The sequence below is a fragment of the Sinomicrobium endophyticum genome (assembly GCF_052983315.1).
The window spans coordinates 268,985-284,049 of sequence record NZ_JBRKIS010000025.1; the positions used below are offsets into that span (position 1 = coordinate 268,985).

General features: G+C 43.5%; 17 protein-coding genes. 11 read left to right on the plus strand and 6 right to left on the minus strand.

All coding sequences use genetic code 11. The features are described from left to right. Nucleotides 1-17 precede the first annotated feature (17 nt). From hemF to hemB, 3 genes are read left to right on the plus strand one after another with little or no spacing between them, the layout of a single operon-like run. Nucleotides 18-920 carry an oxygen-dependent coproporphyrinogen oxidase gene (hemF, locus tag ACVBDU_RS09840; protein WP_447179575.1) on the plus strand — a complete coding sequence of 301 codons (903 nt, stop codon included), beginning with the start codon at nucleotides 18-20 and terminating at the stop codon, nucleotides 918-920. Continuing rightward, entirely contained in the window at nucleotides 917-1,888 is a 972-nt protein-coding gene (locus tag ACVBDU_RS09845) for a DUF4421 domain-containing protein (RefSeq protein ID WP_447179576.1), read from the plus strand. The genes hemF and ACVBDU_RS09845 overlap by 4 nt, the downstream gene beginning before the upstream one ends. A gap of 4 nt (nucleotides 1,889-1,892) precedes the next feature. Next, a complete protein-coding gene (gene hemB, locus ACVBDU_RS09850; protein ID WP_447179577.1) occupies nucleotides 1,893-2,882 on the plus strand; it encodes a porphobilinogen synthase in 990 nt (329 codons plus the stop codon). A gap of 48 nt (nucleotides 2,883-2,930) precedes the next feature. On the opposite strand, the gene ACVBDU_RS09855 is transcribed toward hemB, so the two are convergent. Then, nucleotides 2,931-3,989 (minus strand): DUF3667 domain-containing protein, encoded by a 1,059-nt coding sequence (locus tag ACVBDU_RS09855; RefSeq protein WP_447179578.1) that lies wholly within the window; start codon nucleotides 3,987-3,989, stop codon nucleotides 2,931-2,933. A 173-nt stretch (nucleotides 3,990-4,162) separates the two neighbouring features. Here ACVBDU_RS09855 and ACVBDU_RS09860 point away from each other — a divergent pair, with 173 nt between their 5' ends. The 6 genes from ACVBDU_RS09860 to ACVBDU_RS09885 all read left to right on the plus strand — a co-directional run bounded on the left by ACVBDU_RS09860 (nucleotide 4,163) and on the right by ACVBDU_RS09885 (nucleotide 8,796). Then, a complete protein-coding gene (locus ACVBDU_RS09860) occupies nucleotides 4,163-4,531 on the plus strand; it encodes a hypothetical protein (protein WP_447179579.1) in 369 nt (122 codons plus the stop codon). Nucleotides 4,532-4,630: 99 nt separating this feature from the next. Beyond that, complete coding sequence (locus ACVBDU_RS09865; RefSeq protein WP_447179580.1) at nucleotides 4,631-5,116, plus strand: hypothetical protein; 486 nt, start codon at nucleotides 4,631-4,633, stop codon at nucleotides 5,114-5,116. 199 nt (nucleotides 5,117-5,315) lie between these two features. Beyond that, the gene (locus tag ACVBDU_RS09870; protein ID WP_447179581.1) at nucleotides 5,316-6,392 is read left to right on the plus strand and encodes a CNNM domain-containing protein; all 1,077 of its coding nucleotides are present in this window, start codon (nucleotides 5,316-5,318) and stop codon (nucleotides 6,390-6,392) included. Further along, nucleotides 6,389-6,865 carry a methylated-DNA--[protein]-cysteine S-methyltransferase gene (locus ACVBDU_RS09875; RefSeq protein ID WP_447179582.1) on the plus strand — a complete coding sequence of 159 codons (477 nt, stop codon included), beginning with the start codon at nucleotides 6,389-6,391 and terminating at the stop codon, nucleotides 6,863-6,865. The genes ACVBDU_RS09870 and ACVBDU_RS09875 overlap by 4 nt, the downstream gene beginning before the upstream one ends. Before the next feature lie 61 nt (nucleotides 6,866-6,926). Then, nucleotides 6,927-8,081, plus strand: coding sequence for a serine hydrolase domain-containing protein (locus ACVBDU_RS09880; RefSeq protein ID WP_447179583.1), 1,155 nt, complete (start codon nucleotides 6,927-6,929; stop codon nucleotides 8,079-8,081). A gap of 1 nt (nucleotide 8,082) precedes the next feature. Next, nucleotides 8,083-8,796, plus strand: coding sequence for a 3'-5' exonuclease (locus tag ACVBDU_RS09885; protein ID WP_447179584.1), 714 nt, complete (start codon nucleotides 8,083-8,085; stop codon nucleotides 8,794-8,796). On the opposite strand, the gene ACVBDU_RS09890 is transcribed toward ACVBDU_RS09885, so the two are convergent. Continuing rightward, a complete protein-coding gene (locus tag ACVBDU_RS09890) occupies nucleotides 8,785-9,750 on the minus strand; it encodes an endonuclease/exonuclease/phosphatase family protein (protein ID WP_447179585.1) in 966 nt (321 codons plus the stop codon). The two genes, ACVBDU_RS09885 and ACVBDU_RS09890, sit on opposite strands and share 12 nt — an antisense overlap. Before the next feature lie 287 nt (nucleotides 9,751-10,037). Between ACVBDU_RS09890 and hflX the strand changes: the two genes are divergently transcribed. Next, the gene (gene hflX / locus ACVBDU_RS09895; RefSeq protein WP_447179586.1) at nucleotides 10,038-11,249 is read left to right on the plus strand and encodes a GTPase HflX; all 1,212 of its coding nucleotides are present in this window, start codon (nucleotides 10,038-10,040) and stop codon (nucleotides 11,247-11,249) included. Between the two features lie 74 nt (nucleotides 11,250-11,323). Here hflX and ACVBDU_RS09900 read toward each other — a convergent pair whose 3' ends face one another. The 4 genes from ACVBDU_RS09900 to ACVBDU_RS09915 form a co-directional block, all read right to left on the minus strand. After that, nucleotides 11,324-12,244 (minus strand): DUF3078 domain-containing protein, encoded by a 921-nt coding sequence (locus ACVBDU_RS09900; RefSeq protein WP_447179587.1) that lies wholly within the window; start codon nucleotides 12,242-12,244, stop codon nucleotides 11,324-11,326. 103 nt (nucleotides 12,245-12,347) lie between these two features. Then, nucleotides 12,348-12,851 (minus strand): DUF2480 family protein, encoded by a 504-nt coding sequence (locus tag ACVBDU_RS09905; protein ID WP_447179588.1) that lies wholly within the window; start codon nucleotides 12,849-12,851, stop codon nucleotides 12,348-12,350. Nucleotides 12,852-12,903: 52 nt separating this feature from the next. Further along, the gene (locus ACVBDU_RS09910; protein WP_447179589.1) at nucleotides 12,904-13,233 is read right to left on the minus strand and encodes an SUF system Fe-S cluster assembly protein; all 330 of its coding nucleotides are present in this window, start codon (nucleotides 13,231-13,233) and stop codon (nucleotides 12,904-12,906) included. Between the two features lie 51 nt (nucleotides 13,234-13,284). Continuing rightward, complete coding sequence (locus ACVBDU_RS09915) at nucleotides 13,285-13,707, minus strand: SufE family protein (protein WP_447179590.1); 423 nt, start codon at nucleotides 13,705-13,707, stop codon at nucleotides 13,285-13,287. A gap of 480 nt (nucleotides 13,708-14,187) precedes the next feature. Here ACVBDU_RS09915 and ACVBDU_RS09920 point away from each other — a divergent pair, with 480 nt between their 5' ends. Continuing rightward, entirely contained in the window at nucleotides 14,188-15,054 is an 867-nt protein-coding gene (locus ACVBDU_RS09920; RefSeq protein ID WP_447179591.1) for a cupin-like domain-containing protein, read from the plus strand. The last annotated feature ends 11 nt before the right edge of the window (nucleotides 15,055-15,065 follow it).

The window sequence follows — 15,065 nt, forward strand, 5'->3', positions numbered from 1 at the left end:
AAAAACCGGTAACACCAATGAAACACAAGTTCTATCAATACATACAAGATCTTCAGGACACCATCACTTCCGGCCTGGAAAAAGAAGACGGTACCACAAAATTCCGCGAAGACCTATGGGAACGTCCCGGCGGTGGCGGGGGACGTACGCGGGTTATAGAGAACGGTGAGGTTTTTGAAAAGGGAGGCGTAAACATTTCCCGGGTTTTCGGAAAACTTCCGGAATCCATGCAAAACTATTTTAATGTCAGGGATGCTGATTTCTTTGCCTGCGGACTGAGCCTGGTACTTCACCCGAAAAATCCGTTTGTTCCTACCGTGCACGCCAACTGGCGTTATTTTGAAATGTATGACAAAGAGGGGAACATCGTAGACCGGTGGTTCGGTGGCGGGCAGGACCTTACCCCGTATTACCTGTTCGATGAAGACGTCGTACACTTTCACCAGGTTTGTAAAACCGTTTGTGACAAACACCACCCGGACTTCTACCCGGAATTTAAGAAGAAGTGCGACGATTATTTCCGGAATACGCATAGAGGTGAATCCCGCGGTGTAGGCGGCCTGTTCTTTGATTATTGCAGGCCTTCCGAAGAAATGTCAGTAGAAGACTGGTACGCTTTTGTTACCGGAGTGGGAGACAGTTTCCCGGACGCTTATCTCCCTATTGTCAAGCGCCGGAAAGAACTGTCGTACTCCGAAGCTAACCGTACCTGGCAGGAGATCCGCCGGGGCAGGTATGTGGAATTCAACCTGGTGCACGACAAGGGCACCCTGTTCGGGTTAAAGACCAACGGGCGTATTGAAAGTATACTGATGAGCCTCCCTCCACGCGTACAATGGGTCTATGACCATCACCCGGAAGAGGGGAGTGAGGAAGAAAGATTGCTCGAAGTCCTTAAAAAACCTAAATCCTGGGTATGAAACGATTATTTTCAATCTCTTTTATTCTTTTTTTCGGCTTTCCGGCTTTCGCCCAGGAAATTGCAGAAGAGATTGTCTATGATAAAGAAGATGACTATATCCAATCATTTCCCAATAGGATTACAACCCGATTATTTTATGTGAACACCTCGAATTCTTTTAATTTAAATGACAAAAACTCAAAAGATGCTATCCGGCTGGTCCCCAATAAACAGGACCGCATCGGCGCTTCGGTAGCTTTCCGGAACATTTCGCTCTCTTATTCCGTTGCCCCCGATTTCCTGGCAGAGAATAAAGACAACAGGCACTCAAAATTATTTAACCTGAACCTGAGGGCCTATTTCGGTAAGTGGATGCAAACCCTGGATTTATACCGCCAAAAAGGCTTTTTTGTCGAATACGAGAACATAAGCCCTTATTATCCCGAGATGAAATCCTTTAAAATTGGCGGAGCGACATCTTATATTTTAAATGATAAATTCTCGTACCGGGCCATCGTTTCCCAAGACGAGAAACAACTGCAAAGTGCCGGAAGTTTTATTCCCGGCGTGGTATACTATTACACAAAATTGAATATCCATATGGACTCGTTAAACCAGGAGTTCCATTTATTGGATATAGCATTTGCACCGGCTTATTATTACAATGTAGTGCCTGCAAAAAACCTGTTGCTGTCTGCCGGTATTTCGGCAGGCATCGGCCTGAATCATTCGAATTCCGAAGAAGGATCGTTTACGTCTCTCTTAACCGAATTAAATCTTAAAGGCTCATTGACATATGACCTTTCCAATATATATACCGGCCTGCATTACAGTTACCTGTTTCTGAATCACAGTACAGATCATTCCACCTATATAAAGGACAACATTCCTTTTTTTCAAATTTTTATAGGCTACCGGTTTAAGGCACCGGAGAAGCTGGTCCGCAAGGCAGATAAAATTAATGACAAACTCAAGATAAAACCATAATATTATGTATCCTTTAAAACGCAATAGACGCCTACGAACCAGTGAAAGCATTCGCTCACTGGTCAGGGAAACTATTATTACACCCAACGATTTCCTGGTACCACTCTTTGTTACGGAAGGTAAAAATCTGAAGGAAGAGATCGCCTCCATGCCCGGCTATTACCGCTACAGCCTGGACCTGCTGGAAAAGGAAGTAAAAGAGTTGTATAAAATGGGATTAAAGTCCGTTCTGCTCTTCGTAAAAGTCCCTGACAACCTGAAAGACAATAAAGGCACCGAAGCGGTAAATCCGGACGGCCTTATGCAGCGGGCAATAAAAACCGTTAAAAATGCCGTTCCGGAAATGGTAGTTATGACAGACGTTGCTCTCGACCCTTATTCCTCTTACGGCCATGACGGTATTGTGGAAAACGGGATTATACAGAACGACGAATCTGTAGATGCCCTTACGGAAATGAGCCTTTCCCATGCCCGGGCCGGGGCAGATTTTGTAGCGCCCAGCGATATGATGGACGGCCGTATATTATCTATCCGTGAAGCCCTGGAAGACGATGGGTTTACCGAAACCGGTATTGTGAGCTACAGTGCTAAATACGCCTCTGCCTTTTACGGCCCTTTCCGGGATGCACTGGACTCTGCCCCGGTTGACCGGAAAGACGTTCCGAAAGACAAGAAGACCTACCAGATGGATTACGGCAACCGTATCGAGGCCCTTCGGGAAACCGAAATGGACATTGACGAAGGGGCAGATATCGTTATGGTTAAACCCGGTCTTTGCTACCTGGATATCGTGAGGGATATTAAAAACGAATTTGACGTACCTGTAGCCGTTTACCAGGTCAGCGGAGAATACGCCATGATAAAAGCAGCCGCAGAAAAAGGCTGGCTGGACCACGATGCGGTAGTCCTCGAACAACTTACCGCCATAAAACGTGCAGGAGCAGACATCATAGCATCCTATTTTGCCAAAGACGCCGTACGCCTTTTAAAATAAAACACCTATCGGGGAATCTACGTATTTCCGCATATTCCCCGATAGTTTTTACAAAAATCGCAGGGAGAGATATAATTCATAGGACAAGGCCATCCAGAAAAGAAGGAAATATACGAATCCCAGTATATTAAACTTCACAAGCGTTTTGAACCAGCCCTGTCGGTAAACATTCAGCAGGGAAATATAGGCATAGACGGATACCAAAAGGAAGGAAATAACAGACACCCAATTGGTATTGCCCATCTTGAAATGAATCATAACTATACCGATGCCATAAATCAGATAGGCAAAACTGTGCAGGTGCAATCCGTGAATAAGGTGCTCTACATAGTACCTGGGCCTTCTAAGATAAAGGAGTTTTAACGTCAGGGCAAAAAAGGGCAATAAAAACAACATCATCACCGGAAGGTTCCGCGCGAAACCTACCAGAAAAAGATTGGAATTGGCTACAAAGTTCCGCTTTCCCTCCAAACTGACAAAGTCTACTCCTTTCAGGTTGCTGTTTTCCACAGCCCGCCCGAAAGCACTGTCCGACACCGTCGGGTCCTGTGCCAGAAGTTTAAGTTCTTTCCATCCTAATTTTCCTTCGGAGGAACCCCCGAGTTTTGTGGTCAGCGTATCCAAGCCACTCAGCACACTTGGGTTTTTGGCCTGTGCCTGATTCAGCAGGCTATCCAGTTCCGCCTTGTCCTTCTCGTTCAGGGCATTCTTTACCTCCGGCCTCTCCAGTATGCCACCATCTCCAACTATACCCGTATAATCCCCGGCCATTACACGATCGAACAAGTTACGGGGTATGATAAGGCTAATCGCAAAGAAATAAAACAGGGACATTACCAGGTACAGGCGGATAGGGTTAAGATATACCCTCCTTTTCCCTTCATTATAAACATTGGTCAACTTGCCAGGTTTAAACAGAAATACCGGGGCTGTTTTAAACAGGGTGGAATCAAAATTCAGATATGTAGAAAAGAAATCTGCAAGAAATGCCTTCAGGGGCACTTTTTGATCCCAGTTCTCTTGTCCGCAGGAAGGGCAGTAATTTTCCTTTTCTCCCAATGCAGTCCCGCAATTAAGACAAAACGGTAACTTCTCTTTATTTTTCATGAAACAAATACAAATCGGGGTGCGGATAAAAATAATAAAAACCCCTTATGAAAAACAATAGTAGCGTAAAAAATGATGAAAATTTCCTTCAGGCAGGGGTCTTTCATAGAGATCATCTAAAATTTTAACTTCAATTTAGTTTGCATAATACTGTTTTAAAGTAATTTTGCGTCGTGAAAAAGCAAAGGTATAAGATATACATAGCCTTATCTTTCGTTTTGTTCTGGCTGGCTTCTGTCCTGGGACCTTTTCCCGGAATACAGGTAAAGACCGTATCGTACAATACGAAAGATCGCACTTCGCTGAGTATTGCAAAAGCTTCCGCTTTTGCAGGTATTATAAGTGAAGAAGAATCTTCCCGTACTTTTTTTTCCGGTAAAATAAAACTTCTGCCTTCCGGGCTTCCCGTACCGGAACTACTGTATAATGCATTACCGGAGCTGCTCAATGCAGCGGCTGCGAAATCCGCACGCTCTTCCGGAGCAACAGACCTTAAACATTATATAGAACAGCTCATATTTCCTTTCCATTTTTTTTATTGATTTTACAATCTCCCTTTTGAATTGGCAATACTCCTGATGTAGTCAAGCACAAACCGGATCGTATAGCCGTATCACATTGTTAATCAAAAAAAATAAAAGATGGATATAATATCTCTGGAAATGGGAATTGCATTCCTGTTTATCTTTATGGCGCCTATTATCTACATTTTGGGCAAAGAAAATGCAAAGAAGAAGAAACTGAACAACCGCATCACAAAAATATGTTCGGAGAACCATATCAGAAAAACGAATACTGTCGGTATAGCTAACCATGTATTCGTATCGGACACCGAAGGGAAAAAACTATTGAACTATCACAAAAAACAAGAGGATTTCAATATAGTGAACCTGGAGGATTTCGATGTCTGTAGTGTACAAAAATCCTGGAATAACGGCAAAAATTCCAAGGCAGTTCTACAGAATATCTCTATCGTTTTTACCAAAAAGGAACAGGGAACCTGTGTTATTTCCGTATTCGACGATTCTTACGAAAACCCGCTCGAAGCGGAAGCTATCCTATACGAAACGGACCGCTTTGTAAGGCACCTCAACACGGAAGTTCTTCACCGGGGCCCGTTAACATAACCAGAAAAAATTGATTTTTGAGTATATTTTTCGTCTATCGAGACATTTTTGACAAGTTTAGGCAGGGCTAAATGAGGAAAGGTCACATGGTTATTTCCACGTGACCTTTTTCCTTTGTCTTTACTCATATCTTTCTCGGGGTTATCATCCCCTTTAGGGTTTTATTTCCTAAATTAGCATACATAAACATATAAAACAGATGACTTTATTAATCCTGTATGCTGTCATATCCATACTCTTTTCTTTTTTGTGCTCCGTCCTGGAAGCTGTTTTGTTAAGTATAACACCCACTTTCATAAACCTGAAAAAACGGGAAGGTAAAAATTACGCCATCAACCTGGAAGCATTAAAGAGCGATGTGGACAAACCGTTGATAGCCATACTCACCTTTAATACGGTGGCACACACGGTAGGAGCTATCCTTGTCGGGGTACAGGCCGAAAAAACGTTCGGTAGCGGTAACAATGCCGTGGGTATCGTTTCGGCCGTAATGACTGCCCTGATTCTCGTAATATCCGAAATCATACCGAAAACCATCGGTGCCACTTTCTGGAAACAACTCGCCAATTTTACTTCAAAAGCACTGAACCTGATCATATTCCCTTTGCAATATACAGGCATATTATGGACACTACGTCTCACAACCCGGCTTATCGGGGGCAAACAGGCCCATGAATCGGTCTTCAGCCGCGAAGATTTTTCAGCTATGGCAGACATAGCCGAACAGGAAGGCGTCTTTGAACAGGGGGAAAGCAAGATCATTAAAAATCTACTGCAGTTCAACGAGGTACATGCCAAGGACATTATGACTCCAAGAACCGTTATCAAAACAGCCTCCGAAGACATTACCATAGAAACCTTTTTTAAGAATAATCCCAAACTGCGTTTCTCCAGGATTCCGGTTTACAAAGACAATCCGGATAACATCACGGGGTTTATCCTCAAAGACGAAGTTATGGAGGAGATCATTAACGGTAACGGTGACCTTAAACTCGCAGACATCCGGCGCAACATACTGGTTATCCAGAGAGGCCTCCCCATACCCGACCTGTTCGAGAGTTTTATACTGCAAAAGGACCATATTGCCCTTATTGTTGACGAATATGGTTCTGTTAGTGGACTCGTAACCATGGAAGACGTTATAGAAACCCTTCTGGGATTGGAAATCGTAGATGAAAGCGACAATGTAGAGGACTTACAGGTCCTTGCCAGGCGAAACTGGCAGCTCCGTGCCAAAAGACTGGGAATTATTGATGACACCGAAGAAGAATCATGAAAACAGTATATCTGAAAACCCCTCTTGGACCTGCAAGAATAACAGGAGACGAAAACGGTATTTCTTCCGTATCCGTCCTCAATACCGAAGATGTAAAATATGATGAGGTGCTTCCGGAAGAACTGGAGGATTGTGTATACCAGCTCCGGGAATATTTTGAAGGAGAACGCCTTGAATTTGACCTGAAGCTGAACCCGGAAGGATCGGATTTCCAAAAAAAAGTATGGGATGAACTCCTGAAAATACCCTTCGGCAAAACCATGTCATACCTGGAACTCTCTAAAAAACTGGGCGATGTAAAAGCAATACGTGCCGTGGCCGGGGCCAATGGCAAAAACCCCTTGTGGATCATAGTACCCTGCCACCGGGTGATTGGCAATGATGGTTCTCTTACCGGTTATGCAGGGGGTTTATGGCGAAAGAAATGGCTGCTCGAACACGAAAGCCCCTATAAACAGCAATCGTTGTTCTGAATGTAAAACCATCCCGATATAAAATTTATTGTTTTTAACTTTATTAAACCTGTCCTTTTCCATGAGATTCCTGAAGATATTTTTTAAGTGGTTCCTTGCCCTGCTGGTAGTGCTTATAGCCTCCCTTTACCTGTTCGGATATGGTTATCTCATCAAAGCTGTGATGGTTACTTACGGCACGGGACACAACACCGCCTACCTGGAAGATTACACCTCCTTTGATAACCGGGTGATAAAAAGCGGAACTCCGCAACCCTGGCCCATTCACCAAGACTACAATAAAGCCATGGCTACCGAAAAACTGGAAGCAATTAACAGGGAACTGGGCACCGTAGCCTTTCTGATTATTAAAAACGATAGTATATGGTATGAAAAATACTATGAGGACTACAACAAAGATTCTAAAAGCAATTCTTTTTCGATGGCCAAAAGCATAGTATCTGCCATGCTGGGAAAGGCCATTATGGAAGGCAAGATAAAAGGGCTCGACCAACCGGTAAGCGATTTCTTTTCCGAATTTTCGGATGGTATGGCCGCAAAGATGACCGTGGGTGATCTCTCTTGCATGTCCAGCGGACTTAATTGGGACGAATCTTATTACAGTCCGTTCTCTATCACCACCAGGGCTTATTTTGACGATAACCTGCGCGATATTATTCTCGGGTTGAAAGTTTCGGAAGAGCCCGGCCAATCTTATAAATACCTCAGCGCAAATACCGCACTTCTGGCCATGGTACTGGAAAAAGCTACCGGACAATCCATCTCCGACTACCTTTCGGAAAAATTCTGGAAGCCCATGGGAGCGGAAAACGATGCCTTGTGGCAACTGGACAGTGAAAAGGACGGCCTGGAAAAAGCCTATTGCTGCGTAGCCAGCAATGCCCGTGATTTTGCCCGTTTCGGGAAACTGTATAAAGATCAGGGCAAATGGAACGGAAAACAACTGCTCGATCCTTCTTTCGTCTCTAAGTCCGTAACCCCTGGATTTGCCGATTCCCCGGAATACGGTTATGGCTTCTGGCTCAGCAACTACCGAAACAAACAAATATTTTATCTCCGCGGGCATCTGGGACAATATGTCATTGCCATTCCGGAAGACAACCTTATCCTGGTACGCCTGGGGCACCGGAAAGGAGAACAAACCGATGATGACCCGCACAGCAGCGATTTTTATACCTATATCAAAGAGGCTTATACCATGCTAAACCTGGAATAGTATGTTACACAAGATCCCTTTAGAGAACATACTGTTTCTCGATATAGAAACCGTGCCCGGGGAAGAGGATTTTAACAATCTTTCTGAAGGACTACAGGAACTGTGGAAGCAAAAGACCGAATACCAGCGTAAGGACGAATACACTCCGGAAGAATTTTATGACCGGGCAGGAATATGGGCGGAATTCGGAAAAATAATCTGCATATCCGTCGGGTACTTTTCGCCCAAGGGTAACGAAAAACAATTTCGCACAACATCTTTTCATGGCAACGAAAAGCAACTTCTCATCGATTTCAAGAATCTTCTGGAAAGCCATTTCAGTCAATCCTACCACCTCCTGTGTGCTCACAATGGCAAGGAGTTTGATTTTCCTTACATTGCCCGCCGCATGGTAATCCACGGTATACACATTCCGTTTAAGCTGAACCTGTTCGGCAAAAAACCGTGGGAAGTACCTCATCTGGATACGATGGAACTCTGGAAGTTCGGAGATTACAAACATTATACCTCCCTGAAGTTGCTTACCAGTATCCTTCGGGTACCTTCACCCAAAGACGATATAGACGGCAGCCAGGTAAGGGATGTCTTTTATAATGACAAGGACCTGGACCGGATTATTACCTATTGCGAAAAAGATGTCATTGCCACTGCACAGGTTTTCCTCCGGTTTCGCGGAGAGGACATACTGCCCGAAGACGCTATCCTACACGTTTAGTCTTAGCTGAATGTACACCGGAAAATGATCGCTGTATCCACCCAGGTATCTTCTGCCCGCATAAGTACGAAAAGGAGTGTTCTTAAATCTCCCCGTCCATTCCGCCAGGAAACGTTTATTGGAAATTGCCGCCTGCACAAAACTGTGCGTGCCTTTTTCTTCGGTGAAAAAATCGCGGGAGAACAATATCTGGTCAAACAGGTTCCATTTAAAATTGTAATTGGCACTACCCCTGTCATGAGAAAATAATCTTTCCATAGGATTGTACAAATCCGGGGACAGCAAATATTCCTTGATACTTTTAGAAAACGGGTCGTCATTAAAATCGCCCATAATAATAAATACGGGAGCAGTTTCTTCGGTCCTTATCCTGTCCATTACCTCGTGCACCAGTTGTGCCGCGGCTATGCGTTTATAAACCGTATCTTCTCCTCCCTCCCTGCGCGAAGGCCAGTGATTTACCAGTACATGTATGCGCTGCCCGTTCAACAGGCCGGTTACGTGCAGTATATCTCTCGTATAATCACGTTCTCCGTTTACATTGTCAATAATCAAAGGGATGGCTTCGGAGGCAAGCACGCTGAAATACCTGCTTCGGTAAATAAGCGCGGTGTCTATCCCTCTTTCATCAGGAGAGTCGTAATGAACGAGATCGTAACCTTTATTTTTTAAAGAGCGGGATTCCAGGAGTTCGCGGACTACCTGCCCGTTTTCCACCTCGGCAAGCCCTACCAGCACGGGTGCCGTTCTGCTGGTATCATAACCGATATTAGCTATGGCTCTCCCAAGTTTATATAACTTTTTCCCATATCGCTTTTTCGTCCAGTACAAAACTCCATCAGGAGTATAATTGTCATCCAGGGTGTCCGGATCGTTATAGATGTCAAAGAGATTTTCCACATTATAAAATCCGATGGTATATAGTTCCGGAGAAGGCTTTTTCTTAAAAAACATAGGGTGAAAGTCCGTTTTTGCAAGACTAAAAATAGTAATTACAAGGCAGGTAAAGAAATTATTTTGTCAGGGCCGGGCAGAAAAGCAGGACAATATCGTAACAGGCTCTTGTTTTCCCCTGTATCTTCCAAATAAAATTCTCTGAAAAGTATGGAATTATGTACCTTTGTATTTCGTTTAACCTTCACATATACATTTTGTTACTATAAGATGATAGTTGCAAAAATCAGGATTCGAATCCTGTAAAATGGAATGACCGGTACTTATTGTTGATCTTGTAATATTATATGCTAGAAAAAAAGACCTTAGATTATGAAAAAGTAGTGCTCATCGGTGTTATAAACCGGGAGCAGGATGAAGAAAAGTCTAACGAATACCTGGACGAGCTGGAATTTCTCACGTATACAGCCGGCGGGGAAGTAGTGAAACGCTTTACTCAAAAAATCGATGTCCCAAACCCGAAGACCTTTATCGGAAGTGGTAAAATGGACGAAGTATCCGCATATGTGGAAGAACATGAAATCGGTACAGTGATCTTTGACGATGAGCTTTCTCCGGCCCAGCAAAAGAACATAGAGAAGATACTCCGGTCCAAAATACTGGACCGTACCAGTCTTATTCTGGATATTTTCGCACAGCGGGCACAGACATCCTATGCCCGGACACAGGTAGAACTGGCACAATACGAATACCTTCTTCCGCGGCTTACCGGGCTATGGACACACCTCGAAAGACAGCGCGGGGGTATAGGTATGCGCGGACCGGGAGAGACCGAAATTGAAACGGACCGCCGGATCGTTCGTGACCGTATTGCCCTGTTAAAGAAAAAACTGGAAACCATAGACAAACAAATGGCCACCCAGCGGGGAAACCGGGGCGCCCTGGTACGGTTGGCACTGGTAGGATATACCAACGTAGGAAAATCTACCCTGATGAATGTTATCAGTAAAAGCGATGTTTTTGCCGAAAACAAACTCTTTGCCACACTCGATACCACAGTGCGAAAGGTCGTTATCGGCAACCTGCCGTTCCTTTTAAGTGATACGGTAGGGTTTATACGTAAATTGCCTACCCAGCTGGTAGAATCCTTTAAGAGTACACTGGATGAGGTACGGGAAGCCGACCTTCTGCTCCATGTGGTAGATATTTCACATCCCAACTTTGAGGAACATATTGCTTCGGTAAACCAGATACTGGCGGAAATAGATACGGCAGACAAACCGACTCTTATGGTATTCAATAAAATTGATCAGTATACCCATGAAACCATAGATTCGGATGACCTGGCCACGGAAAAATCCGAAAAGCACTTTACCATAGAAGACTGGAAACGTACGTGGATGAACCGGGCAAACGGACAAGCGCTGTTTATCTCCGCGATCAACAAGGAAAACCTGGACGAATTCCGTAAAAAGGTTTACGAGGAAGTCCGGAAAATACATGTCAGCCGCTTTCCTTACAACAACTTCCTCTATCCGGAATTCATAGACGAACCGTAAAAAGAACAGAGCCTGCCGAAAAAAATCCGTGCAGGCTCTTATTTTATCGTTCTACCGGAAAAGGCTATGATACCCTAAAATCCGAAGTTAACGCCAAGACCAAAGACTTCCCTGATCTGGAATCCTTTATAGGCATTGTCGTCATATATGGTCTGGAAGATAAGATTTGTTGAAAGGTAATTATTGATTTTCATCACGAGGTTCAACGTATAGTTGATATCCACATTTTGCGGATCTTCGAGATAGTTGGAATACAGGTTTAGGATATTCTCAGCAGTCACATTCTGCATCAGGTTAAACTTGTAGTATCCTTCTACATAAAAACCCAGTTCATAACGTAAGCTTTTACCCGGATCTATTCCAAAAGTCTCCACATCATTACTGGACATAAACTCACCCAGGCCTTTATCGTAAGTAAACACTTCCCCGCTTAGAATAGTCATTTTGGAAGTTACGGGAGCAATGTTAACCTTCAGGTTTTCACTTCTTTTCCACAACATACCGGGGCCGAAAGTAACGTAAGCCGGTTTAAAGAACCCTGAAGTCTGAAATTCTTCGGCGGCATCGTTGGGGTAATCATACCCGTTTGTAAACTGCGTTCTTAAATTGGCAAAGAAAGAATAACTCCAGTAACCGGAAGCTTTTTTACCTACCAGGGAATTGAATTCCAGACGGTCATCCGTTTTCCTGGTATTCTGTCCTTTCAGTTTGGTAAGACCGTAGCTTGCGATAAGTTTATTATCCCAGGTCCAGTCTCCTTTTTTATAGTTAAAATCGTAATTGATTCCTAAATTACCCGCAACGTTGTTTTCTCCTCCTGCAAGCCAGTTAGAAAATGCGGACTGGTTTAACAAAAAGGTAACATTACCACCCCGGATCCATCCTTCGGGCCTTACGGTGTCTTGTCCCTGGTTAAAAGAATCTTCACTCAATACCTGTGCGTTTACCACTGTTACGCCCAGAATAAAAGCTAATACGAATACAATTTTTTTCATCTTCTTACTTTTTAATTTTTAAGCCCGCAAACGTAATTCGGACTTCTCGTTCTGACAAAAGTAAGAAGTTTTTTAACACACAACACCGATAAAACGCGCGTTTTTATCGTTTAAATAGCGGAACGGACGAACAAGCTTCCCCATACATAACGCTTTTTGCGAATTTCTGAAGTTCTTCCACCAACATGATATACGCGTTTTGGGGTACGGGTTTTTCGGCACAACCGCGCACAATGACAGGAAGGTCTTTATATTGCTGAAAATCTACATTTTTCAGTGCATCCCGGTAAACGACAGTTTCCAATAACTCCGTATTACCTACCACCACTTTCCTGGAGAAAGGAGTTAAATAAGAGGTTACAAGCATAAAAGCCCATGCCGGAATAATGGCATCGGCAGAACAGGTGAGTGCCACATAGGCATTTTCATACCGGCTCCAGTCGTGGTCTTTGAGCGCCTGCCGGAAATCTTTCTCCCGCAGTATAAAACCTTCATAAAGCCAGTCTTTTATATCCAGTTGCACTCTCTTTCCCTCGGGATAATAATCGCCGGGGTCTACGGTTACCAGTTTGCTCTGCGCTACCCGATTTATAATTTCTTCTGCCATTTTCTTCTGCACTTAATTAATGGCGTGCATAACAATATATGCCCGCTACGGTTTAAAGCAATCCGAGTTCCAGTTTTGCCTCTTCACTCATCAGGTCCTGGTTCCACGGCGGATCGAAGGTGATTTCCACTTCCACATCTTTTAACCCGTCAATGGATTTTACTTTTTCCTCGACTTCCACAGGAAGTGTTTCGGCTACCGGACAATTGGGAGTCGTTAAGGTCATCAATATCTTTACATCATAATCTTCATTGACAAAGACATCATATATAAGTCCCAGTTCGTATATATCTACCGGAATTTCCGGATCGTAGATCGTCTTCAGTACCTTCACGATCTTTTCTCCCAGTTCTGTAGTATCTATGGTTGTTTCTGCACTCATAATTTCTCGGGTTTAATCATTTTCTACCGGCATATCAGACACAACCGGAATTTAGTTTAACTGTGTCTGGTATGCTATGGCATACATTTTCAGTTGTTTTATCATGTTCACCAGTCCGTTGGCACGGGTTGGGGATAAGTGTTCTTTTAATCCTATTTCGTCAATAAACTGCGTATCGGCCTCAATAATATCTTTGGGCGCCTGGTCGGAAAATGCTCTTATCAATATTGCTATAATACCTTTGGTTATTATAGCATCACTGTCCGCCGTGAAACACAATTTATCTTCCTGAAGTTCGGCATGTACCCATACCTTGCTCTGACATCCTTTAATAAGATTGTCATCCGTCTTATATTTTTCATCAATAAGAGGAAGTGATTTGCCCAGTTCTATCATATATTCATAACGCTCCATCCAATCGTCAAACATAGCGAACTCCGCAACTATTTCTTCCTGAATATCTTTAATCCTCATAGTGCAATTTTTATACAAAAGTACGACAAGTATTATTGCTTTTCAACAGTTTCTGCCAATGCCGGTATAGTTTTAACCAATAACCGTCCGTTCGGTGGCAAACTGTTGACATACTCTTGCCCGAAAGAGTTTTTAACCTGTAAACCCGTGTTCTGCCTGTGCCGGTCCCGACAACCGCTTTCCGCACTATTTCTTATCAGGAATGCTGTCTGCCAGGCAGGAAGGAGGTATTACATGCCGCTTTTTCATATAAAGATATACAAAAAGATACCAGGACAGTATCCCTCGGAAATATTTTAAAATATACAAACACGGACACGGGTACGGAATCCCGGTATATTTTAAATGCGAAACAAAGCATGTAAAAAGTACTGCTCTCTGACATACACAAGGTCGGGAAAATCACTTAAATGAAATTTTTATAAACATTTTTGAAACAATTCTTTAACTTTGCCCGGTTAAAATTCAATGTATTTTCGTATGCAACTACAGGAAATCCCTCGTGTAAGAAACATCACAAAAGAGGACTTTGTAGCCCGGTATGTAAAGCCTCAAAAGCCTGTGGTTGTTCAGGAGCTTACCAAAGATTGGGGTGCATACGAAAAATGGCATTTCGATTATGTAGACCGTATTGCGGGAGACAAAACGGTACCTCTCTATGACGACCGGCCTGTTAGCCATGAAGACGGTTTTAATGAGCCGCATGCCAGAATGAAAATGCGGGAATATATTAAACTCCTGGAAACAGAACCTACCAATTACAGGATATTTTTATATAACCTGATGAAGGAGGCACCGATGCTTCAAAAGGATTTCGAATGGCCGGATATTGGTCTGCGGCTGGTAAAACAACTCCCCATGCTATTCTTCGGAGGAGAAAACAGCAAGGTGTTCATGCATTTCGACATTGATTATTCGAATATACTGCACTTCCATTTTCATGGTAAAAAACAGTGTATCATCCTTCCCCCGGACCAGACCAGGTACATGTACAAAATCCCGCATTCTCTTATTTCCAGGGAGGATATCGACTTTGACCATCCGGATTACGACAAATGGCCGGCCCTGAAAAAGGCAAAAGGGTTTATTGCCAACCTGGAACACGGGGAAATGCTTTATATGCCGGAGGGGTACTGGCATTATATGAAGTACCTGACCCCCGGTTTCTCCATGAGTCTACGCGCTTTTCCACGCAAGCCCCTGAACCTGGCAAAGGCAGCATACAATGTACTTGTTATGCGCCATTTCGACAATTTTATGCGAAAACAAAAAGGACAGGCCTGGATAGATTATAAAAACGAACAGGCAGTAGTAAAAACCCATAGGGAACTGGACATACAGATTTAGCTCCAAATAAA

Excerpts from the sequence above, each read along its gene's own strand:
- ACVBDU_RS09870 (WP_447179581.1), top strand. The coding sequence starts at position 5,316 with ATGACTTTATTAATCCTGTATGCTGTCATATCCATACTCTTTTCTTTT.
- ACVBDU_RS09865 (WP_447179580.1), top strand. The coding sequence starts at position 4,631 with ATGGATATAATATCTCTGGAAATGGGAATTGCATTCCTGTTTATCTTT.
- ACVBDU_RS09880 (WP_447179583.1), top strand. The coding sequence starts at position 6,927 with ATGAGATTCCTGAAGATATTTTTTAAGTGGTTCCTTGCCCTGCTGGTA.
- ACVBDU_RS09920 (WP_447179591.1), top strand. The coding sequence starts at position 14,188 with ATGCAACTACAGGAAATCCCTCGTGTAAGAAACATCACAAAAGAGGAC.
- ACVBDU_RS09875 (WP_447179582.1), top strand. The coding sequence starts at position 6,389 with ATGAAAACAGTATATCTGAAAACCCCTCTTGGACCTGCAAGAATAACA.
- hflX (WP_447179586.1), top strand. The coding sequence starts at position 10,038 with ATGCTAGAAAAAAAGACCTTAGATTATGAAAAAGTAGTGCTCATCGGT.
- ACVBDU_RS09900 (WP_447179587.1), bottom strand. The coding sequence starts at position 12,244 with ATGAAAAAAATTGTATTCGTATTAGCTTTTATTCTGGGCGTAACAGTG.
- ACVBDU_RS09855 (WP_447179578.1), bottom strand. The coding sequence starts at position 3,989 with ATGAAAAATAAAGAGAAGTTACCGTTTTGTCTTAATTGCGGGACTGCA.
- ACVBDU_RS09890 (WP_447179585.1), bottom strand. The coding sequence starts at position 9,750 with ATGTTTTTTAAGAAAAAGCCTTCTCCGGAACTATATACCATCGGATTT.
- ACVBDU_RS09885 (WP_447179584.1), top strand. The coding sequence starts at position 8,083 with ATGTTACACAAGATCCCTTTAGAGAACATACTGTTTCTCGATATAGAA.
- ACVBDU_RS09905 (WP_447179588.1), bottom strand. The coding sequence starts at position 12,851 with ATGGCAGAAGAAATTATAAATCGGGTAGCGCAGAGCAAACTGGTAACC.
- hemF (WP_447179575.1), top strand. The coding sequence starts at position 18 with ATGAAACACAAGTTCTATCAATACATACAAGATCTTCAGGACACCATC.
- ACVBDU_RS09915 (WP_447179590.1), bottom strand. The coding sequence starts at position 13,707 with ATGAGGATTAAAGATATTCAGGAAGAAATAGTTGCGGAGTTCGCTATG.
- ACVBDU_RS09910 (WP_447179589.1), bottom strand. The coding sequence starts at position 13,233 with ATGAGTGCAGAAACAACCATAGATACTACAGAACTGGGAGAAAAGATC.
- hemB (WP_447179577.1), top strand. The coding sequence starts at position 1,893 with ATGTATCCTTTAAAACGCAATAGACGCCTACGAACCAGTGAAAGCATT.
- ACVBDU_RS09845 (WP_447179576.1), top strand. The coding sequence starts at position 917 with ATGAAACGATTATTTTCAATCTCTTTTATTCTTTTTTTCGGCTTTCCG.